This is a genomic window from Natrarchaeobius halalkaliphilus (assembly GCF_003841485.1).
Lineage (GTDB): Archaea > Halobacteriota > Halobacteria > Halobacteriales > Natrialbaceae > Natrarchaeobius > Natrarchaeobius halalkaliphilus.
Genome location: NZ_REFY01000003.1, coordinates 447,693 through 467,231, shown reverse-complemented (window position 1 = coordinate 467,231; position 19,539 = coordinate 447,693). Strand labels below are relative to the sequence as shown.

Here is a 19,539-nt window from a genome sequence, read left to right as displayed (position 1 = left end):
ACCGAAAGACGTCGATCAGTGTCCGACCGCAACCGACTGTTCCTGTTCCGGGATATCGTCTCCCTCTGCAGCGTTTCTAATCGCTTCCATCGCCTGAATGGTCCACTTCGATTGTTCGACCGGAACCGGAACCTCGCTTCCGGTCTCGACCGCTCGCGAGAACTGATCGAAAATCGCGTAGTGAGAGTTCAACTTTGCCTCGCGCTCCCAGCCGCCGTCGATCCGGGAGGAGGCCATCATCGTCGCGTTTTCGACCGTACTCGAGAGCTGGGAGAGCGACAGATCGAGTCCCTTCTTCGAGCGGGCGATAGGCGAGGTCGTGTAATCGTCCTCGATCCGATAGACGGACTGGTTGATCTCGTCGACGATGAGCGACCCCTCCGATCCGTTGATGACGTGCATCCGCTGGGGTTTCGTCTCCGAAAGCATCTTCGTGGTACACAGCGTCCCGTCGGCCGACGTAAACTGGATCTGTGCCTGATCGTAGCTAAATCCGCCGTCGTACTCCCGAGAGCACGCGGTCTGTGCGGAGATATCGTCAGCGCGTTCTGGGAACCCGCCGATACCGAGCGTCGAGTAGATCGGGTGCGGTAGCGCCTCCTCGAACTCGCCGCCGGGGAGATCGAACACCCACGAACCGCGCTTGACGCTGTCGGGCCGGGTGATTCCCGCGTAGATCGTATCGACCCCTCGAAGGTCACCGAGCTCGCCCGCGTCGATCAGCTCTCGAGCCCGTCGGACCGACGGATAGAAGAGGTGGTTGTGAACGACCGTCAGCGGGACGTCGTTCGAGTCGGCCAGCTCGTCTAACTCTTCGAGTTCGTCGACGGTGACCGTCGCCGGCTTTTCGAGGATGGTTGCGATGCCGTTCTCGATCGCCTGACTCGCGATATCGAAGTGCGTCTGGACAGGGGTACAGACGTGGAGTGCGTCGGGTTCCATCTCGAAGAGCCGATCGAGATCGGTTACCGCGACGGTTCCGTACTCCCGCGCTCTGGCGTTCGCAGCCGATCCGTTGGTGTCACAGAGTCCGATCAGTTCCGCTCGTGGATTCTTTTGGATACCGGAAAGGTGAGTGCGAGAAACCGTTCCCGCACCGACCACTGCAGTTTGAACGACCATGTGGCTTCACCGTGATTGCTGACAGTATTAGTTTTGGACCTGTTACTTTCCGTTACCGATCGGGTCGATCGCTCGCGTCGACGGTAGTGATCCCCTTACGGACGCGCAACGCTCCGGCAACGGGGATTAACAAAACGGGTCGGTCGCGACGAACGGACGAACGATGAACCGCGTGGAAGGGGCGAATAATAAGGAAAAGGCGTCGACATCGGTCGGAGAGGAATCGTCCGAGTGCGACCGGTCCGGAACGGCCGAAACCGAATCGATTCTGATCGTCGCTGATCATCCGAACGCGTCGAAAATCGAACGCCACTACGGTCCGCTCGCGGCGGTCGCAGGCGAGACCACGATGGTCTGTCTCACCCCGGACGAGTCGGTCGAGTCGATCACGTACCGAACCGTCCCGACGTTCGGATGGCGGCCGCTCGGGATCGTCCTGTTGTTTTTCGCCGCGCTCGTAGAGGGCGTTCGCAACGAGTACGACACGATCGTCTCCATCTCTTTGATTCCCTACGGCTGTTACGCGCTGGCACTACGCCCGCTCGTCGGTGCCCGGACCCACCTCGGAATCATCGGTGCCGATCTGGACGTTCACGCGAGGGGGCCGTACGCACCGCTGACGCGTGTCGCACTGAGACGATTCGATTCCCTGTCGGTTCCCGGATCGGTTCACAGCCGACGACTTCGCGAGATGGGGATCGACGACGACCGGATCGATATCCTGTCGAACGCGATCGATACCGACCGGTACGCCCCGCCGGACGAGCCGGTCGAACCGCGCTATGACTTCCTCTGGGTCGGGCGGTTCAGCGAGGAGAAAGATCCGCTTCTGTTCGTGGACGCGCTTGCGATGCTCTCGGAAGCCGGCCTCGAGTTCAGTGCCGCGATGGTCGGTTCGGGAGGGAAACACCGGGACGTCGTGCGAGCGATCGACCATTACGGCCTCGAGGACGCCGTCGAACTTCCGGGATGGGTCGACGATCCTCGCGAGCACTACACTGCCGCCCATATCTTCGTTCTGACGTCGTCGCGTGATGCGCTCCCGCTAACCCTGCTCGAGGCGATGGCGACCGGAACGCCCGCCATCGTCCCTCGAGTCGGCTCGGTTCCGGACGTCGCCCGCCACCGCGAGACGGCGCTCGTCGTCGATCAGCGAACGCCGGCGGCGTACGCCGACGCGCTCGCGACGCTTTGCACCGAGGACGACCTTCACGAACGACTCTCGACGGCGGCTCCGACGGTTCGCGAGGAGTATTCGTACGCGGCTGCACGCGACGATTGGCGACGGATACTCGAGCGTTGAGACGGGACGATGGGTACTCGAGCGGTAAGATGGGCGTCAGCCGTCAATCGGCAGTGATTCTCTGGAGCCGACCGTCCGGTACGCAAAAGCGAGACGATGACGGCCGGAAACCCCTATTCCGGCGTCTGCGTACTGACTTCGATCAACTGGATCAGGACGGAGGCAAAGCGCGATCCGGAACTCCAGATCGCGGTCTCGCCGCCGTCGTCGTCGATCACGCTCAACAAGACGCCGTCGTCGTCGACGATGACGATCCGTCCGGAGCGTCGGTCACCCTCGTGGTGACTCGGCGGCGCGTCAGTGCAGACGCCTTCGATCGATCCCAACCGATTTCGGACCGAGTCGTTCTGACTCATCACGACGACCGCCGTTCCCTCGTTCGCCTGCTCTTCGAGGCACCGTTCGATCGGATCGACGACGAGTTCCGAGAGCCGCGTGCCGAAGACGATCCGTTCGTCGGCGCTCGAGAGCAGGTTGACAACCCGATCGTCGACGCGCTCGCGGCCTCGAACCGTCCAGATATCCTCCTGGGTCTCCTCGCCGGTCGACTCGTTTCGAACCTGTTCGACGTACGTTAGCGCCCGCTCGCACTCGCGATCGAACCGATCCTCGAGCGTTCTCTGGGCTTTCTCGAGACTGACCGGTCGGTACCGGATCGGACTCGCCTGCTGGACGTCGAGCAAACCACGGTTCTCGAGACGCTCGGCGACGCTGTAGACCTGCGATCGAGGAACGTCCGCGATGCGGGCGACGTCGCGTGCGGTTCCGGAGCCGAGACGCTGGAGCGCGATGAACACCTTTGCTTCGTAGCTGGTGAGCCCGAGGCGCTCGAAAGCCTCGATAGCGTCGTTCTCGTCGACGCTCACTCGTCGTCACCACCGGTAGTGCCCGGAGAGGTCGGTCGATCGTCACCGGGTTCTCGAGAGCGCTCGCCGTCCGTTGTCGTTCCGCCGTCGCCCATCGCCGGAGTGGTCTGTCTCACGGGTCGGGTATCGAAAGAGACGTCGGGGCCGAGGTACCGCGTCCAGAGGATTAGCAACGTCGGCAGTACGATCACGCTCGCGAGGAAGGCGTACGTGATCGTCAGCGCCGTGATGATGCCGAACTGCCGAAGCACCGGAAGGATGGCGAACGCGAGCGTGCCGAACCCGCCGACCGTCGTCGCGGCGCTGCCGAGCAATGCGCCGCCGGTGCCGGTGACCGTCGTCTGAAGCGCCGACCAGACGTTCCCCTGGCGCTCGAGCTCGAGCGTGTACCGGGCGCTGACGTGGATGCTGTAGGCGACTCCGAGGCCGATCGTCAGGCTGGTGATCATCCCCGTCAACACGTTAAACGGCATCCCGATGAGTGACATCGTTCCGAGGATCCAGCTGACGGCGAACGCGACCGGGAGCAAGGTCACCACACCGAGCGTCGCACCGTTTCCGGTCACGCGATAGGCCACCGTTAGAAATCCGAAGACGGCGACGAGCGTGATCAGGAGGCTCTGGAAGACGGTCTCGAACAGATCCTGCTCGACGATATAGCTGACGACGGGATCACCGGTGGCGATGGCGCTGACGACTCCGTCGTCATCGACGTTCGTGGTGGTGGCGTTCTCGGAGTCCTCGATAGCGTCGGCATCTGCGCCGGCCGCGTCGGCATCCGCCTCGAGTCCTCGCTCGTCACCGACACCTGCGCTGTCGATGGTCGACGCGATAGCCCGGAGTTCGCTCGTCGTCTCGTCGAACTGCGCGTCGCCTTCGATAGCGACGAGCAAGCGAGCCGACTCGTACTCCCCGTTCGCGTTTCGGTGGAGGACCTGACTCGCAGCGTCTTCATCGATCTCGAAGAGATGATCGTAGACGTCGTTGACGTTCTCGTCGGGAACGTCATCGCCGGTCGTATCGGCTGCGGTGAACGTCTCGTTGAACGATTCGTTCTGTGTCGCCACCTCTTCCATCACCGACAGTGGTCCCTCGACGTCGGCCTCATCGTTTGCGAGCGTGTAGACGACGTGACTCTCCCCCGCGTCGTCCTGTGCGCTCGCGAGTCGTTCGAGGACGTCACCGTCGGCCACGTCGCCTTCGATCAGAATCTGGGCCTGGAGATCGTCGCGCTGGAAGTTCTCGTTGACGAAATCCAGATCGTCAGCCGCCTGGTACTCGCCCGGACTCATCGGCCCCGGAAGCGACTCCGTCCACTCGGGCGGACTCTCCGCGAGAAAGTCCTCCTCGTCGAAGCTGGTGTCGACCTGACTCGCGCCGTAGACGCCGCCGGCCGTGAGGAGCAATACGGCGAGGAGCAAAGCCATCGGTGCTCGCCTGGCAGCGACGGCACCGGACGCGAGGACGGCGCTGAAACGACCACCGCCGGTCCCGAACGCGCGTTTGTGTCGATCGAACCCGCGTGACTCGAGGATCGAGTCGATCTCGACTTTCGCCGCTGGAACGAGCCCGCCGAAGACGATCAGCGCGGCGAGGATGCCGAACGCGCTGACGACGCCGAACTCGCGGATCGGGTCGATCGGACTGACGAGGTTCGCGAGAAATCCGATCGCGGTCGTCGCCGTGACCCAGACGAGCGCGATACCGACGCCGGCGAGTGCGATCCCCATCGGTTTTCGGACCGAACTCTGGACGCCGTCTCGTTCGCGCCGTTCGCGGTAGCGCATGAAGACGTGGATCGCGTAGTCGATCGAGAGTCCGATCAACAACACCGGGATCGCGATCATCATCTGATTGAACGCGATCCCCGTCCAGCCCATGAAGCCAAACGTCCAGACCAACACCGTTCCGATGCCGGCGACGCCGAGGACGATATCGAGGGGGTCACGGTAGGCGATCAGCAACGCAGCGACCACGAACGCGAGCGCGATCGGACCGACGATCGCCAGGCTGTCTCCCATCGATCGATCGATTTCGTCGCTGATAACGCCGACGCCGAAGACGATCTGGTCGTGGTCGTGTCCGGCCGCGAGGTCGCGGAGATCCAGTTGCGTCTCGAGGACCGCATCGTCGACCGCACCCGTCTCCACGTCGGCGTCACCGATCTCCTGTGTGACGACGGTCATCCTCGCGTCCGCCGTCGTCGAACCCGGATCGTAGTCGGAGGGCATGAACGCGAGCGCGGGACTCTGGTTCTCCTCGGCGTCCGACAGCGTCGCGTCGAGTGCGTCCTCGAACTCGTCCTCGTCGAGTCCCTCGAGCGTATCGATCTGATCGTCGATCGATGCGCGCTCGTCGTCTTCGAGGTCGGTCTGTCGCTCCTCGAGTTCGTCGGCATCGTCCTCGAGTCGCTCGTAATCGGCCTCCAGAACGCCCATCGTCGCGCCTGCGTAGACGTCCTCGAGGGCGTCGGTCAGTTCAGCGTACTCGGGGACGTCCTCCGGATCGTCGGTCGTCCGTTCGATTTCAACCCGATCGGATTCGATTTCTCGCGCCTGCTGTGCCAGTTCCTCGTACTCCGTCCTCTGATCGTCGTCGAGGCCAACGGTCGCCTCCTCGATGACGGAATCGAACTCGGCTTCGAGGTCGCCGGCACCCTGTTGATACTCGGGATCGCTCTCGTCGTACGTGGCGGCGAGTTCCTCGTACTCGCGCTGGATGGCGATCGACCGGTCGATCCCGTCCTCGAGTCGCTCGCTCGTCTCGTTCAGTTCGGCCTCGCGCTCCTCGAGTGCAGCGCCGCGCTCTTCGATCTCCTCCAATTGCTGTGTCGTCTCCGCCGTGATCGCGACGAGGTTTTCGACGCCAGTGATCGGATCGTCGTCGGCGAGCGTTTCGTCGATCGACTCGTTCTCCACGACTTCGGCCTGGAACTCGAGCGATTCGATCAGGGAGTCGCGGGCGAGAACGTTGCCGTCGGAGACAGTCTCGGTTTCGTTCGCGCTTGCGCGCGTGATGATCTGGACGCTCGTCGTCGCATTCTCGTCGTCGACGCCGAACTCCTCGTCGATCTTCTCTATCGCCTGGGCTTCGGGCGATTCGCTTTCGAACTGTTCCAGTGAGGAGTCGTCGTCGACCATCGACATTCCAGCGCCGATCAGTACAGTCGAAAGGACGAGAACGACGAGAACGACGCGAGAGTGAGCGGTGACCAGCGTTGCGATCCGTTCGGCCGTCCTCATCGAACCACTCCGTTCGATTCGAGACTCGATCGGTAACGACGCGAAATCATCTGTTGTTACGATCCTACAAAACCCGCCCACCAATACATGTTTGCAGATGAATGAATACCTGAAAATAATGGCCACTGATACGTACGCCACAACGTAGACGAAGAGATTCCAACCGCCCTCATCGAGGACGGTTTCCACGAACTACGGCCCGTCGGTCGAGTGCCCGAACTGCCGGGTGGCTATTTACTGTCGGAGGTAGAACAGTCACCCACTCATGGCTATGGACGGACGGACCTGTGTCGTCACCGGGTCGGCCCGCGGTATCGGTCGCGGCATCGCTCAGCACCTCGGAGAGCGCGGCGCGAACGTCGTGATTAACTACCGATCCTCCGAAGAGGCGGCACTCGAGGCGGTCGACGCGATCGAAACGGCTGGTGGGAGCGCGGTGACCGCACGGGCCGACGTCGCAGACCGTGACGACGTCGAGGCGATGCGGTCTGTGTGTCACGATGCGTTCGGTCCGATCGACGTGCTGGTGAACAACGCGGGCATCACGGCCGACACGCAGTTTACCGACATGACTCGCGAGGAGTGGGACCGCGTCATGGACGTCAACCTCGGCGGGATGTTCAACTGCACGCAGACGTTCTACGACGACATCTGGAACGCCGACGAGGGGCGGTTGATCAACATCTCGAGCGTCGTGGGTAAGCAGGGAAATTTCGGACAGGCGAACTACGCCGCTGCGAAAAGCGGTATGTTCGGGTTTACGCGCACGATCGCGCTAGAACTCGCCCAGGGCGGTTCGACCGCGAACTGCGTCGCCCCCGGATTCACCCGGACGGATATGCTCGAGGGCGTCCCGGAAACGGTTCTCGATCGGATCATCGCCGGCATTCCGCTCGCCCGACTGGCCGACGTCGAAGACGTCGCGGCCGTCGTCCGCTTCCTCGCGAGCGAGGATTCGTCGTACGTTACCGGCGAAGTGATCGACGTCAACGGCGGAATGGATCTGTGATCCAGGCGTCCGCCGGCGGTTCGTGACCGAATTCAACAACGTTTTTACTCGCGCTCGCGCTTCGGGATTGTATGAGCGAACGCGAGGTGCTCGAGTCCCTTCGTGAGAACGCGCGGTATTCGACGGCTGATATCGCGCGAATGACCGACCTCGACGAGTCGGAGGTCGACGCGGTGATCGAAGAGCTCGAGGATGCAGGCGTGATCTGTGGATATCAGCCGGTCGTCGACTGGGACAAACTGGAAGACGAACGCGTCCGCGCCGAGGTCGAGTTGAACGTCAGACTCGACCGAGAGACGGGATACGGTGACATCGCTGAGCGCCTCGCACGATTCCCACAGGTCACAGCACTGCGGCTGGTCAGCGGCGACTACGACTTCGACATGGAGGTCGAAGGCGACTCCATTCGCGAAGTCTCCCAGTTCGTCAGCGAAAAGGTCGCTCCCGTTCCCGAGATAACCCAGACGGTCACTCACTACGTGATGACCTCCTACAAGGAAAACGGGATCGAACTCGGGAACGGCGATGAGGACGACAGACTCTCGTTCTCGCCCTGACCATGACGATCGAACTTTCAGAGCGCGTCAAGACGGTCCCGCCGTCGGGAATCCGACGGTTCTTCGAGATAGCCGAGGAACGCGACGACGTCATCTCCCTCGGCGTGGGCGAGCCGGACTTCTCGACGCCGTGGGCGGCACGCGACGCCGCGATCGCCTCCCTCGAGCAAGGGAAAACGTCCTATACCGCAAACCGTGGGAAACGCGAGCTCCGCGACGCCATCTCGACGTACGTCTCCGATCGGTTCGACCTCGAGTACGATCCCGACGAACAGATCATCGTGACCGCCGGAGCGAGCGAAGCGGTCGATCTCGCGTTCCGGGCGCTCGTCGACCCGGGTGAGACGGTCGCGATCGCCCAACCGGCCTACATTTCCTACGAACCGGGTGTGATCTTCGCCGGCGGCGAGGTCCTCTCCGTTCCGACGAGCAAAGGCGACGACTTTCGACTCACTGTCGGAGCCCTCGAGGAAGCAGGCGCTGCGGACGCGGATCTGCTCGTTCTCTGTTATCCCAACAATCCGACGGGTGCGATCATGCGCGAGGACGACCTCGAGCCGATCGCGGCGTTCGCCCGTGAGCATGGTTTGACAGTCCTCTCGGACGAGATCTACGCCGAGTTGACCTACGACGGTGAGCACGTATCGATCGCGACGTTACCGGGCATGCGCGAGCGAACCGTCGTCTTCAACGGCTTCTCGAAGGCCCACGCGATGACCGGTCTCCGTCTGGGCTACGCGCTCGGTCCGACCGACGTCATCGGTGCGATGAACAGGATCCACCAGTACACCATGCTTTCGGCGCCGACTACTGCCCAGTACGCCGCACTCGAGGCCCTCGAATCCTGTCACGATGACGTTCGGGAGATGGTCGATCAGTACGACCGCAGGCGTCGGTTCGTCCTCTCACGGTTCCGTGAGATCGGGATGGACGTCTTCGAGGCCAAGGGCGCGTTCTACTGTTTCCCCGAGGTGCCAGCGGGCGTCAGTGCAACCGAGTTCGCTGAAGAGGTTCTACACGAACAGGGCGTCGCGGTCGTTCCCGGCGACGTGTTCGGTGAGGGCGGTACAGGTCACCTTCGCGTGTCCTATGCAACCGGACTCGAGGAACTTCGGGAAGCGCTGGCGAGAATAGAGACGTTCGTCGAGGAAAACGACTGACGACCGCGGTCGGTTTTGAAATTTTTTGACTTTCCGTTGCTCGTCAATAGGCCTTTACTATCGTTCTCGGTGACAAATCGAGTGATGACCGACCGAGTTACCCGACGAACCGCATTGTTGCTCGCCGGAACTGCCGGCGTGACTGCCCTCGCGGGATGTGGGGGACCGGGTGAGGAAGGGGAAGCCGACGACGAACCCTCAGCAGATGATCTCGGTGAGGCTGAACCGGAAGAAGACACTGACGAGTCCGAAACGGAAGAAGACACTGACGAGTCCGAAGAGAATGGCGAACCGGACGAGGAAACCGGTAACGGCGAATGGGCCGACGTCGGGGAGTTCTACTTCGAGGGACGCATCGAAGCCTGGTCCGGCCTCGAGCCGGAGATGATCGCCGACGAAGACAATCCGACGATCACCCTCATCGAGGGGCAGGAGTACGACTTCAGGTGGGTGAACGCCGATGACGTTGTGCACAACCTCGAGATCCGGGACGAGAACGACGAGGTCGTCGACGACTACGTGAGCGACGACGTCGGTGAAGAAGGCGAAGAGACGACGCTCGAGGGCGTCGTCGCATCCGAAGAGATGGCAGTCTACATCTGCTCCTACCACGAGGCAGCGCAAGCCGGTGATATCGAAGTCGAAACCGAGTAGAACTCGCGACACCAGTCAGCTGTGGTTTTCCATCTACCGGTTACCGGCTGGCGTTGATCGGTCTCGAACTACCGACGGATATCCACGGTCGATCGGTCACGGCGTCCGGTCGCGCGAGGAGGGACCCGACTGACGGAACGGAACCGTGAAAGTGAAAGCGTGGGACTGATTTCATCCACCCGAATGGAACATCGCGGGTTCGATCTCGAGGACCGGTTGGCGACCCTCGAGAAGCACGAGCAAAGACGGACGCTGTCGCCCGTCGATCGCGTCGCAGAGCGCGGATACTTCGCGGAACCGTCCGGCGGCGGACTCCCGGTTCTCGAGTCCGAAGAGGCGCTGGTGTTCGCTTCGGACAACTACCTCGGGCTGACCGACGACCAGCGGGTTCAGGACGCGGCCAGACAGGCTGCGGCGACGGTGGGGACGGGGGCGGGTTCGAGCCGTCCCGTTACCGGCGATACGATGGTTCATCACGACCTCGAGCGGCTGCTGGCGGAGACGAAATCGACCGACCGCTCACTGACGTTTTCGTCGGGATACGCGGCGAGTATCGGGGCGATCACGGCACTCGAACCCGATGTCGTCTTCGTAGACGAGCGAACTCGCGCGAGCCTGATCGACGGCTGTCGACTTACCGACTGTGAGACCGTAGCGTACGACCATCGTGATCCGTCCAGTCTCCGATCGGAGATGGAAACGAGGGCGGAACACGTCGAAGTGAGCACCGACGGCGGCCCGAGGACCGACGCGGGCGCGCACGAATCGTGGCTGATCGCCACCGATTCCGTCTTCGAGGCGGACGGCTCCGTCGCTCCGCTTTCGGAGCTCGCTGATGTGGCCGGGGAGTTCGGGGCATGGCTTTTGGTCGACGAAAGCGACGCGACGGGCCTCTACGCGGACGGCGGTGGCATCGTTCAGGCCGACGGACTCGAAGAGCGTGTCCACGTCCAGGTTGGAACGTTTTCGAAGGCGCTGGCTAGCCAGGGCGGTTACGTCGCCGGTAGCGACGCGTTGATCGAGTGTCTGATCTCCGAGGCGCGCCCCTTCCTTTCCTCTGCTGGACTGGCACCACCATCGGCCGCTGCGGCAAGTGAGGCGTTACACCTCGCCCGACACACCGACCTCAGAGAACGCCTCTGGAACAACGTCGCCCATCTGCGCGACGGCTTGAAGACGATGGGGTTCGACGCCCCCGGCGATTCTCAGATCCTTCCGCTCGCCGTCGAGGACCGTTCCGACGCCCGGTTGCTCGTTCAGGGGCTTCGTGATCGGGGCGTCGTCGCGTCGCTGCTCGGTCACTCCGTCACGTCCGGCGACGAAACGCGGGTCCGCATCGCGCCGATGGCGTCTCACGATGAAGCGGACATCGTCACCTGTCTCGAGGCCTTCCGGACCGTCGGTGAAGACGTTGGACTGCTGTGAGGTCGAGCGGAGAGCCGTTAGAAGAAATCGCTCAGTCCGGACTGATCGTCGTCCTGTGAACGCGAGTCGGCGGTCTGTTCGTGATCCACGTCGTTCCCTTGCGACCCCGAGTCAGACACGTTCCCTCGTCCATCGGGTTCGTTCGCGTCGCTCGCAGTCGTAAGCGTCTCCTGACTCCCACCGTCGTCGTCCTCCATGGCACCTGCTGTGCGTTCCGTCTCTCCCGCCTGGCTTTCTCCATCACCGTTCGCGGCATCGCCCCCGAAGAACGCCGATCCCGAGTGCTCGACCGTCTCTCGCGTGCGGAGTGCTTCTGCGTCTTCGACGATCGACTGGACCTTGTTGGTGTCCTTTCCACTTTCGGTGACGAACGAGACCTCGCTCTCGTCCAGCTCGTATGTCGCCGCCATACGAACCGTTAGATCACGGTTTCGACAGTGGTGGGTCATCGACGAGAGGAACGGCAATATCTCCCGTCGTGCCGTCGCAACGCTCGTTCCTTGCCGCTCTGCGATACGCTCAGCGATCGCATCGCGGGTGTTTCGCGTTCCCTTGGTTCGTCCGAGTTTCGACCAGTAACTCGGCGGACCATAGCGAGTCCACCCGCCTTTGTCCTCGCGTCGGGACGCGGCGACGCCCGCGGTCATGTTGTCCGTCGCGTACCGCCAGAACGAGTACTCCTGCGTGGCCCGAACACGGCCGAGCCAGCGGTCGGCGTTGGAGAGGAACTCGTAGGCATCAGCGAGCTCCGCTCCGTGATAATCTTTCGGCACGTTGTCCTCGATCCAGTTGAGGAGTTCGTCCGGCGTCTCGTCGACGTCGTATGACGCACGAAGCGCCCCCTCGGCGTTTTCTTCTTTGATGAGCGCGTCGAGAAAGTCGAAAATCCCCTCCGTCCGATCGCGTTCTCCCGTAACCACGTCTTCGACGGTCAGCTGGTCGGTTTCTTCAGCGACCGCCTGGAGATCGTTGACCGCAGAGCGCAGGTCGCCACTCGTCGACTCAGCGATCTTCTCGAGCGCCGCCTCGTCGAACTCGACGCCTTCTCGTCTGCAGATGTCCCGGAGAACCGGTACGATCGACCGCGCCGAGACGTCGCGAAACTCGATCGTTTCGCAGGCGTTTCGCAACGACTGACTCATATCGTAGAACTCGTTGGCGACCAGTACGACCGGCTGGCTCGCGTCCTTGACGAGCCGCGTGACTTCTCGAGAGCCACCGTAGTCGGCGTTGCCGTGAAAGTTATCGGCCTCGTCCAGAATAACGAGTCGCCGTCCCGATTCGCCGGCAGTGAGCGTACCGCTTTTCGAGGCCTCGCCTGCAACACGCTCGATCACGTCGGCCTGGCGGTTGTCGCTGGCGTTGAGCTCCATCACCGGCCATCCCAGATCGTTGGCGAGCGCGTGTGCAGCCGAGGTTTTCCCCACACCCGGGCTCCCGTGGACGATCACCGCCTTCCGGTGGTCGTCCCAGCCTCTGGCCCATTCCTCGAGCGTATCACGAGCTTTGTTGTTCCCACGTACCTCCGACAGCGTGGTCGGACGGTACTTCTCGGTCCAGTCGCTCATTGAGAGATGGTTGGTGTGAGTCGCGTTTAGTGGTTGCGGAGCGTCACTCCTCGGTGACCGTTTTCAGATCGAGACGCGGTGTAACGTCGTCATACGTGCCGTCGCTAGAAACGATGGTATCACCGTCTGATTCGACGAGGTGGAGCGCATCGAACGGTGTGAACCCGTGGTCTTCGACGTAGGTTGCTGCGGAGACGACGGTCTCTACATCACCACGTACCTCGACGAGGGTGGCGGCGTTCGTGACGACACGTTCGGTGTCCCGGTCCTCGCGATAGGCGACCATCAGGAGTTCGACGAGCGTGAACTGTGACGTCCACAACTCGTCACGGTGTTCCCGGTACGCCGACTCGGCGGCCTCGCCGAGCCAGTCATCGTCCTTAATCAGTGCGAGAAGGAAGTCGGTTTCCGCATACATCTATCGTCCGGCCTCGTCGAGCGCTGCATTGCGCGCTTCTTCACGGAGCTCGTCGACCGATTTTTCGACGTCCGCGAATTCGTCCCTGAGGGCCTCGAGCGGGTCGTCGGCGACGGGAACCAGTTTGACACCGTCGGGAAGCTGAACGACGTGATATCGGTCCCCGTATCGCTCTCGGACCTCCTTCGGGAGCGTGAGACGACCACGGTCGTCAAGCGCTACGTCTGACATACCTCGGTGTACGGTGGGCGAAAGTAAAAGCATTCCCCGATATATGTGGATTCCCATTTCACGTCCACTTGTCGGAGTTTGTCTCTGCATTCACGAGCGGCCGACGACAGATCTCCGTTCGATTCAACGAGACGAAGCGCGTCGAGCCACTAACACGAGTGTTACGTAGTTGTTCCGGAGTCTCTACTAGGTTCATAGCCGTGCAGTAACATTGTGTAACCACACGTGAGCAACGAGACGACAGCGAGCGACGGAGAACGAAAAGCGTCGGTGATCGTCGTCGGTGGTGGACCCGCCGGTTTGAGCGCCGCGCTCTTTACGGCGAAAAACGGCCTGGAGACGACGGTGTTCGACACGGACGAGACGTGGATGCACAAGGCCCACCTGTTCAACTATCTGGGCGTCGGATCGGTCGGTGGAAGCGAGTTCATGGCCACTGCGCGCCAGCAGGTCGACGACTTCGGCGTCGATCGACGACAGGGCGAGCCGGTGACTACCATCGAGATCGTCGACGGCGGGTTCGCAGTCGAAACCGCGGACGGGATCGACGAATCCGACTACGTCGTGTTGGCTACCGGTGCCGACCGCAAGCTGGCGGAGGATCTTGGCTGTGAATTTACGTCGACGGACGTCGTAGACGTCGGCGTGAACATGGAAACGAGCGTCGACGGCGTGTACGCCACCGGTGCGATGATCCGTCCGGAGGAGTGGCAGGCAGCGATCGCCGTCGGTGACGGTGCCGCCGCGGCACTGAACATTCTTTCGACGGTTCGCGGCGCTCGGTTCCACGACTTCGATGTTCCCGACGACGCCGGACGCGTCTTCGGTGAAGTACTCGCGGAGTGAATTAAATGTCAGAAAAAACCAACAATCCGATCACGGCCGAACTGCCAGAGAGTCCGTTCCACACGACGGGGACCGATCACATCACGATCTGGGGGAGCAACGAGGAGGATACCGTCGCGTTCTATCGCGACCTGCTCGGAATGCCCCTCGTCCTTCGACAGCCGAACCTCGACGATCCTTCCCAGACGCACCTCTTTTTCGACACCGGGGACGGTCGCATCCTGACGTTCTTCGTCAGCGACGACCGTCCGTCGAACCGACGCGGCCAGCGCGGGGGCGTCGGAGCGGTCCATCACCTCTGCTTCAGCGTCGATCCCGATGAGTACGAGGACGTGATGAACGCACTCGAGGACGCGGGTCACCGCTACAACGTCTTCGACCGCGGAATCTTCCACTCAATCTACACCAACGACAATAACGGTCTCGTCATCGAGATCAGTACGGACAAGTACGAGATCCCGAACGACCGCCGCGCCGAAGTGCTGGCGACGGCCCAGCGTCTTCGTGAAGAGGACGGTTCGGACTACGCGAAAGACGAACATCTCAGTGGAGCGATCGAGGAACTCGGACTCGAGGTCGTCAAACACGACCTCCCCGACGCGAGCGCGGGGGTGGGCGGCGTCGAATGACCGCCGGATCGGCCGCCGGTCCGGACGACGTGGAAGGGCCACACCAGGATCAGCCGCTCGTCGCGGCAGGCACGCCACTCGAGGAGAGCGAAGCGGCCGTCGTGCTCGTTCACGGTCGCGGAGCGACCGCCCGAAGCATCCTCGGGATGGGAGAGGAGATCCACGAAGACGGCGTCGCCCTCCTCGCGCCACAGGCGGCACGCAACGAGTGGTATCCGAACTCGTTTCTCGCTCCCGTCGAGTCCAACGAGCCGGGCCGAACCTCGGGATTACGCGCGATCGCGGACGCGATCGACGAGGCCGTGACGGCCGGGGTTCCGACCGACCGCGTCGTCGTGCTCGGTTTTTCGCAGGGTGCCTGCCTCGCGAGCGAGTTCGTCGCCCGAAATCCCCGCCGCTACGGCGGGATCGTCGCCCTGAGCGGCGGCCTCATCGGTGAGTCGGTCGACGTTGAGGAGTACGCGCACGGAACCGAAAACGACGCCACTTTCGAGGGGATGCCCGCGTTCCTCGGCTGCAGCGACGTCGACCCGCACATTCCCAAAGAGCGCGTTCACGAGACGACGCGCGTTCTCGAGGCGCTTTCGGCCGACGTCACCGAACGAATCTACGAGGGCATGGGCCACGGCGTCAACGAGGACGAACTGGCGTTCGTCTCGGGGATGATCGAGCGGCTGGTCACGGACGAATAACGGTCCGATCGAACCAACGGATCGAGTCCTCGAGCGTACCACCGTTCGGTTCGTGCTCCCGTCGAGTCGCATCCTTATCCCGCTCGAGTGCGTACCGTCACCGAGAACGATGACCCCGAGCGAGACGGATAGACGAACGATCCTCCGGCACGTCGGCGCGACGCTTGCGGGATCGCTTTCGGCGTCGGCCGGCTGTCTGGATCGTAATACCGAACCCCGAACCGACGACGCCGACGAGCCGATCGTCGAGGAGGCGGAGGCGACGGCTCTCGAGGGTGACGCCGATCCCGACGCGTGGACGGACGTCGAATCGATCCGTCTCGACGGCTATGTGGGTGGATGGGTCGGCGTCGAACCTCCCCACATCGATCGGATCGAGAACCCGACGCTGGTGCTTTTCGACGGAAGCGAGTACGAGATCACCTGGATGAACAGGGACGGCGTCAAACACAATCTGGCGCTCCACGACGTCGAGGAGACCGTCGTCGGGGAGTACGCGACCGGCGTGACCGAGGAGATCGGTGCCACGACCACCCTCGAGTTCGTCGCGCGCTCGGAGATGGTGAGATACATCTGTGAACACCAGCCTGCGATCCAGTACGGTTCGATCGACGTCGTCGACGGCTGATCCGCTGGCGGATCGACGGTCGAGAAGTCGTCAGCGGGGTGGGACGCTCACCGGACGACCGTTACCGGGGCCGGAGCGCGACGGACGATCCCTTCTGCGACGCTGCCGAGGAGAACGCGAGAGACGCCAGATCGACCGTGGTTTCCGACGACGATGTGGTCGATGTCGTGGTCCTCCGCGAACGAGACGATCGCCCGGGCGGGATCTCCGACGGCCGTCTCGGTTCTGAACTCGACGTCGTCATCGGCTGCGATCTCCGCGACGTCTTCGTCGATCGACTCCGAGATCTCCGTCCGTCGTTCCTTCAGAAACTCCCGTGCGAGATTCATTCCCGCACCGGTCGATCCTCCCGCCGCCTCGACGACTCGTAACAGGACGATCTCCTCGCCGGGATAGTTTCGAACGGCGTGTTCGACGGCCTCCTGTGCAGGCTCCGATCCGTCGTACGCCACGAGGATTGCCATACGTCATCACTTGATCCCCCGACGTAAAGAGACACCTGGTCGACGGCGCGCGACGACAGGCCTAACTCGAGTCCCGCCCAACTCTCGTCCATGACCAGTTCCGACGCGTTTCTCGAGACCGTTCGAGAGGAAAATCAGACGCCGCTTTCGCGCCTCGGCTCTTCGAAGTCACTCTACGCCGACACCGGCGGCGACATCGATACCGAACCGGTGCTCGAGGCGACGGCAGACGCCGAACACGCCGCCTGGCAGACCTTCCTCTCGTGGGCCGACAGCGAAGAGTACGAGGCCGCTCGAGACGCGTTCGAAACCACCGCCGAAGAGGAACGCGAGCACTTCGAAGCGGTCGTCGACCACCTCGGTGATGACGACTACGAGCCCCAGGCGGTACCGGCACTCCACGACTACTTGCGGAGCCTCGGGTCCACGCCCGAACGGGTCGGCGCGTTCGTCGGACGGATCCTCGCGAGCAAGCGCTCGAAAGAACAGGTCGTCGGCTACTTCGTCGGTGATGCGGACCCACAGACAGCGAGCGTTTTCCGCGGGTTCGGTTCGGACCTCGACGACCAACTCGAGCGCGCGACGGATCTCCTCTCGGCAGTCTGTGAGAGCGACGACGACCGCGAGCGCGCCCTAGAAGCCGCAACGGGTGCGATCGAAGCCGCCTACGGCGAGTACGTCGAGAACCTGGAAGCGATGGGCGCGAACCCGAAGCCGGTCTGTTGAAGCTGTCGTCCCCGATTGGGCGTCAGACGCCCTCGAGCGTCTCCCGGTAGGCGTGGATCGACTCGAGTGCGCGCTCGACGTGACTGGCGACGTCGCTACTCTCGCCGTCTGCGATTTCGGTGAGAACGTGTTCGTGACGGGCGAGCTTCCCGTGGTCGGGGCCGCGGTCGGCGTCCGCGAGCGTCGAGAACTGTTCCGACTGGTTCCGGAGTCGTTCGATCGTCTCGTCGTCATCGGCCGCGTCCGAAGCGCTCTGGATCGAGGTTGCCGCCTCCGCGAGGTGTTCGCGCGTCATACGCGAGGGTTCGATCCGGGCCGACAAAACGGTTCCTGCGGAGTGGCGATCACGAGATCGTCTCAAAAAACTCAGACGACGCGCTCGATCCGGTTCTCGAGGTCGAGATCGGCCGCGACGTCCGGAGAAAAGCCGTAGACTGCGTCGTGAAAGTTCGTCCGGTAGCTCGCCGGGCCGTCGTACGGACGGCCGGCCGCACGTTCGCCGGCGATCCCGAATGCCAGCGTGCCGTGGACGGCCGCCGCGTGTTCGTCCCCGAGCGCGCCGGAGAAGACGGCCAGGGTTGCCCCGAGCATGCAGCCGGTCCCGACGACCGCGGCGAGCATTTCGTGGCCCGCAGTGAGTCGGTAGACGCTGTCCGGATCCGCGACGATGTCGTCGACGCCGGAGGCGACGACGGTCGCGCCGGTCGAGTCGGCAAGCGAGCCAGCCGTTCGTTCGATCTCTTCGTAGTCGCCGACGGATTCGACGCCTTTGACGTCGGCTTCGACGCCGGCGAGTGCGCTGATTTCGCCGTAGTTGCCTTTGATGATCGAAAACTCGATCTCCGAGAGGAGTCGCTCGGCTACGGCCTCACGCGACGGCGTCGAGCCGACGCCGACGGGATCCAGCACGACCGGGACGCCGCGTTCGTTCGCCCGTCGGCCCGCTTCTGCCATCGCCTCGATCTTCGCGTCCGGGAGCTGCCCGGTGTTGATCTGAACCGCACTCGAGAGATCGGCCATCTCCCCGGCGTCGCCGGGTGAGTCGGCCATCACCGGAAGCGCATTCCAGTGGAGGATCAGGTTCGCCACGTCGTTCATCGTCACCTCGTTGGTCAACGACTGCACCAGCGGCTCCGTCGCGTCGACCGCCCGCAACGACGCCGCGAGTTCGTCGCCGGTAACGTCGATGGATTCGCTCATCGACTGTCACCGTCGCCCTCGGGATCCTTCGCGGTTTCGACGGCGCGTGCAAGCGCCTCCGTCGCGGCTCGTGGCTCGTCGGCCGCCGTGATCTCGGAGATGACGGCCACGCCGACCGCCCCGGCTTCCACGATTGGGGCGGCGTTTTCGGCCGTCACGCCACCGATCCCGACGACCGGGATCGATACCGCGTCCGCGATTGCGGCGACGCGATCGGGTCCGACGCCGTCTTTGTACTCTTCGACCTCCTTCGAGGCCGTTCCGTAAATCGTTCCGATACCGAGATAATCCGCACCGTCGGCTTCGGCCTGCCCGGCCTCCTCGACGGTCGCCGCTGAGCAACCCACGATCGCGTCCGGGCCGAGTAGCTCTCGAGCGACCGCGACCGGAAGATCGGACTGGCCGACGTGGACGCCGTCGGCATCGATCGCCGCTGCGATGTCGATCCGGTCGTTGACGATCAGATCCACGCCGGCCTCGGCGGTGCGTTCGCGCACCTCGAGGCCGAGTTCGTATCGCGAGACCGCCTCGGTTCCCTTCTCGCGGAGTTGTACGGCATCGATTCCGCCGTCGATAGCCTCGGAGACGATCTCGTCGGTCGGCCTCCCCGCCGAGACGGATGCCTGAGTGACGAGGTAGGTTCGCCAGTTCGGAAAATTCATGATGAATATTCGACGGTGATCACACTAAGCGGCTTCGATCGATCGTGCGTCGTCGTCCCGCGCTCTCGCCCGCCTAACCACTCCACTGATGGGATTCGCCGTGGAGACACGTCAGCGGTCAATCGCTTCAGCGTAGC

At 63.0% G+C, this 19,539-nt stretch carries 21 protein-coding genes; 11 read left to right on the top strand and 10 right to left on the bottom strand.

The genetic code is table 11. From position 1 onward, the window contains the following. Window positions 1-15 precede the first annotated feature (15 nt). A complete protein-coding gene (locus EA462_RS09245) occupies window positions 16-1,122 on the bottom strand; it encodes a Gfo/Idh/MocA family protein (protein ID WP_124178280.1) in 1,107 nt (368 codons plus the stop codon). A gap of 163 nt (window positions 1,123-1,285) precedes the next feature. Between EA462_RS09245 and EA462_RS09240 the strand changes: the two genes are divergently transcribed. Next, a complete protein-coding gene (locus EA462_RS09240) occupies window positions 1,286-2,425 on the top strand; it encodes a glycosyltransferase family 4 protein (protein ID WP_124178279.1) in 1,140 nt (379 codons plus the stop codon). Between the two features lie 113 nt (window positions 2,426-2,538). On the opposite strand, the gene EA462_RS09235 is transcribed toward EA462_RS09240, so the two are convergent. Together EA462_RS09235 and EA462_RS09230 are read right to left on the bottom strand one after the other, a co-directional pair. Then, the gene (locus tag EA462_RS09235; protein ID WP_124178278.1) at window positions 2,539-3,291 is read right to left on the bottom strand and encodes a TrmB family transcriptional regulator; all 753 of its coding nucleotides are present in this window, start codon (window positions 3,289-3,291) and stop codon (window positions 2,539-2,541) included. Then, complete coding sequence (locus EA462_RS09230; RefSeq protein WP_124178277.1) at window positions 3,288-6,533, bottom strand: MMPL family transporter; 3,246 nt, start codon at window positions 6,531-6,533, stop codon at window positions 3,288-3,290. Before EA462_RS09230 ends, EA462_RS09235 begins: the two co-directional genes overlap by 4 nt. A gap of 265 nt (window positions 6,534-6,798) precedes the next feature. Here EA462_RS09230 and EA462_RS09225 point away from each other — a divergent pair, with 265 nt between their 5' ends. The 5 genes from EA462_RS09225 to EA462_RS09205 all read left to right on the top strand — a co-directional run bounded on the left by EA462_RS09225 (window position 6,799) and on the right by EA462_RS09205 (window position 11,338). Further along, window positions 6,799-7,542 (top strand): beta-ketoacyl-ACP reductase, encoded by a 744-nt coding sequence (locus EA462_RS09225; RefSeq protein WP_124178276.1) that lies wholly within the window; start codon window positions 6,799-6,801, stop codon window positions 7,540-7,542. A 71-nt stretch (window positions 7,543-7,613) separates the two neighbouring features. Next, on the top strand, window positions 7,614-8,099 hold the full coding sequence (locus tag EA462_RS09220) for an Lrp/AsnC family transcriptional regulator (RefSeq protein ID WP_124178275.1): 486 nt from the start codon (window positions 7,614-7,616) through the stop codon (window positions 8,097-8,099). Window positions 8,100-8,101: 2 nt separating this feature from the next. Further along, a complete protein-coding gene (locus EA462_RS09215) occupies window positions 8,102-9,259 on the top strand; it encodes a pyridoxal phosphate-dependent aminotransferase (protein WP_124178274.1) in 1,158 nt (385 codons plus the stop codon). Between the two features lie 84 nt (window positions 9,260-9,343). Beyond that, the gene (locus EA462_RS09210) at window positions 9,344-9,913 is read left to right on the top strand and encodes a PKD domain-containing protein (RefSeq protein ID WP_124178273.1); all 570 of its coding nucleotides are present in this window, start codon (window positions 9,344-9,346) and stop codon (window positions 9,911-9,913) included. Window positions 9,914-10,096: 183 nt separating this feature from the next. Next, window positions 10,097-11,338, top strand: coding sequence for an aminotransferase class I/II-fold pyridoxal phosphate-dependent enzyme (locus EA462_RS09205; RefSeq protein WP_124178272.1), 1,242 nt, complete (start codon window positions 10,097-10,099; stop codon window positions 11,336-11,338). A gap of 17 nt (window positions 11,339-11,355) precedes the next feature. On the opposite strand, the gene EA462_RS09200 is transcribed toward EA462_RS09205, so the two are convergent. From EA462_RS09200 to EA462_RS09190, 3 genes are read right to left on the bottom strand one after another with little or no spacing between them, the layout of a single operon-like run. Then, on the bottom strand, window positions 11,356-12,906 hold the full coding sequence (locus tag EA462_RS09200) for a replication factor C large subunit (RefSeq protein WP_124178271.1): 1,551 nt from the start codon (window positions 12,904-12,906) through the stop codon (window positions 11,356-11,358). A 43-nt stretch (window positions 12,907-12,949) separates the two neighbouring features. Then, window positions 12,950-13,324 (bottom strand): type II toxin-antitoxin system VapC family toxin, encoded by a 375-nt coding sequence (locus EA462_RS09195; protein WP_124178270.1) that lies wholly within the window; start codon window positions 13,322-13,324, stop codon window positions 12,950-12,952. Then, window positions 13,325-13,555 (bottom strand): AbrB/MazE/SpoVT family DNA-binding domain-containing protein, encoded by a 231-nt coding sequence (locus EA462_RS09190; protein WP_124178269.1) that lies wholly within the window; start codon window positions 13,553-13,555, stop codon window positions 13,325-13,327. It abuts the gene before it with no gap. A 225-nt stretch (window positions 13,556-13,780) separates the two neighbouring features. Here EA462_RS09190 and EA462_RS09185 point away from each other — a divergent pair, with 225 nt between their 5' ends. The 4 genes from EA462_RS09185 (at window position 13,781) to EA462_RS09170 (ending at window position 16,350) form a co-directional block, all read left to right on the top strand. Further along, window positions 13,781-14,401 carry an NAD(P)/FAD-dependent oxidoreductase gene (locus tag EA462_RS09185; RefSeq protein WP_124178268.1) on the top strand — a complete coding sequence of 207 codons (621 nt, stop codon included), beginning with the start codon at window positions 13,781-13,783 and terminating at the stop codon, window positions 14,399-14,401. A 5-nt stretch (window positions 14,402-14,406) separates the two neighbouring features. Then, window positions 14,407-15,030, top strand: coding sequence for a VOC family protein (locus EA462_RS09180; RefSeq protein ID WP_124178267.1), 624 nt, complete (start codon window positions 14,407-14,409; stop codon window positions 15,028-15,030). After that, window positions 15,027-15,722 (top strand): alpha/beta hydrolase, encoded by a 696-nt coding sequence (locus EA462_RS09175; protein ID WP_124178266.1) that lies wholly within the window; start codon window positions 15,027-15,029, stop codon window positions 15,720-15,722. The genes EA462_RS09180 and EA462_RS09175 overlap by 4 nt, the downstream gene beginning before the upstream one ends. A gap of 109 nt (window positions 15,723-15,831) precedes the next feature. Beyond that, the gene (locus EA462_RS09170) at window positions 15,832-16,350 is read left to right on the top strand and encodes a hypothetical protein (protein WP_124178265.1); all 519 of its coding nucleotides are present in this window, start codon (window positions 15,832-15,834) and stop codon (window positions 16,348-16,350) included. Between the two features lie 47 nt (window positions 16,351-16,397). On the opposite strand, the gene EA462_RS09165 is transcribed toward EA462_RS09170, so the two are convergent. Continuing rightward, window positions 16,398-16,814 (bottom strand): universal stress protein, encoded by a 417-nt coding sequence (locus EA462_RS09165; protein ID WP_124178264.1) that lies wholly within the window; start codon window positions 16,812-16,814, stop codon window positions 16,398-16,400. A gap of 90 nt (window positions 16,815-16,904) precedes the next feature. Between EA462_RS09165 and EA462_RS09160 the strand changes: the two genes are divergently transcribed. Continuing rightward, window positions 16,905-17,540 carry a rubrerythrin family protein gene (locus tag EA462_RS09160; protein ID WP_124178263.1) on the top strand — a complete coding sequence of 212 codons (636 nt, stop codon included), beginning with the start codon at window positions 16,905-16,907 and terminating at the stop codon, window positions 17,538-17,540. A 22-nt stretch (window positions 17,541-17,562) separates the two neighbouring features. On the opposite strand, the gene EA462_RS09155 is transcribed toward EA462_RS09160, so the two are convergent. The 3 genes from EA462_RS09155 to thiE form a co-directional block, all read right to left on the bottom strand. Further along, a complete protein-coding gene (locus tag EA462_RS09155; protein ID WP_124178262.1) occupies window positions 17,563-17,835 on the bottom strand; it encodes a DUF7553 family protein in 273 nt (90 codons plus the stop codon). 71 nt (window positions 17,836-17,906) lie between these two features. Then, the gene (gene thiM / locus EA462_RS09150; RefSeq protein ID WP_124178261.1) at window positions 17,907-18,740 is read right to left on the bottom strand and encodes a hydroxyethylthiazole kinase; all 834 of its coding nucleotides are present in this window, start codon (window positions 18,738-18,740) and stop codon (window positions 17,907-17,909) included. Continuing rightward, window positions 18,737-19,402, bottom strand: coding sequence for a thiamine phosphate synthase (gene thiE / locus EA462_RS09145; protein ID WP_124178260.1), 666 nt, complete (start codon window positions 19,400-19,402; stop codon window positions 18,737-18,739). The genes thiM and thiE overlap by 4 nt, the downstream gene beginning before the upstream one ends. Between the last annotated feature and the right edge of the window lie 137 nt (window positions 19,403-19,539).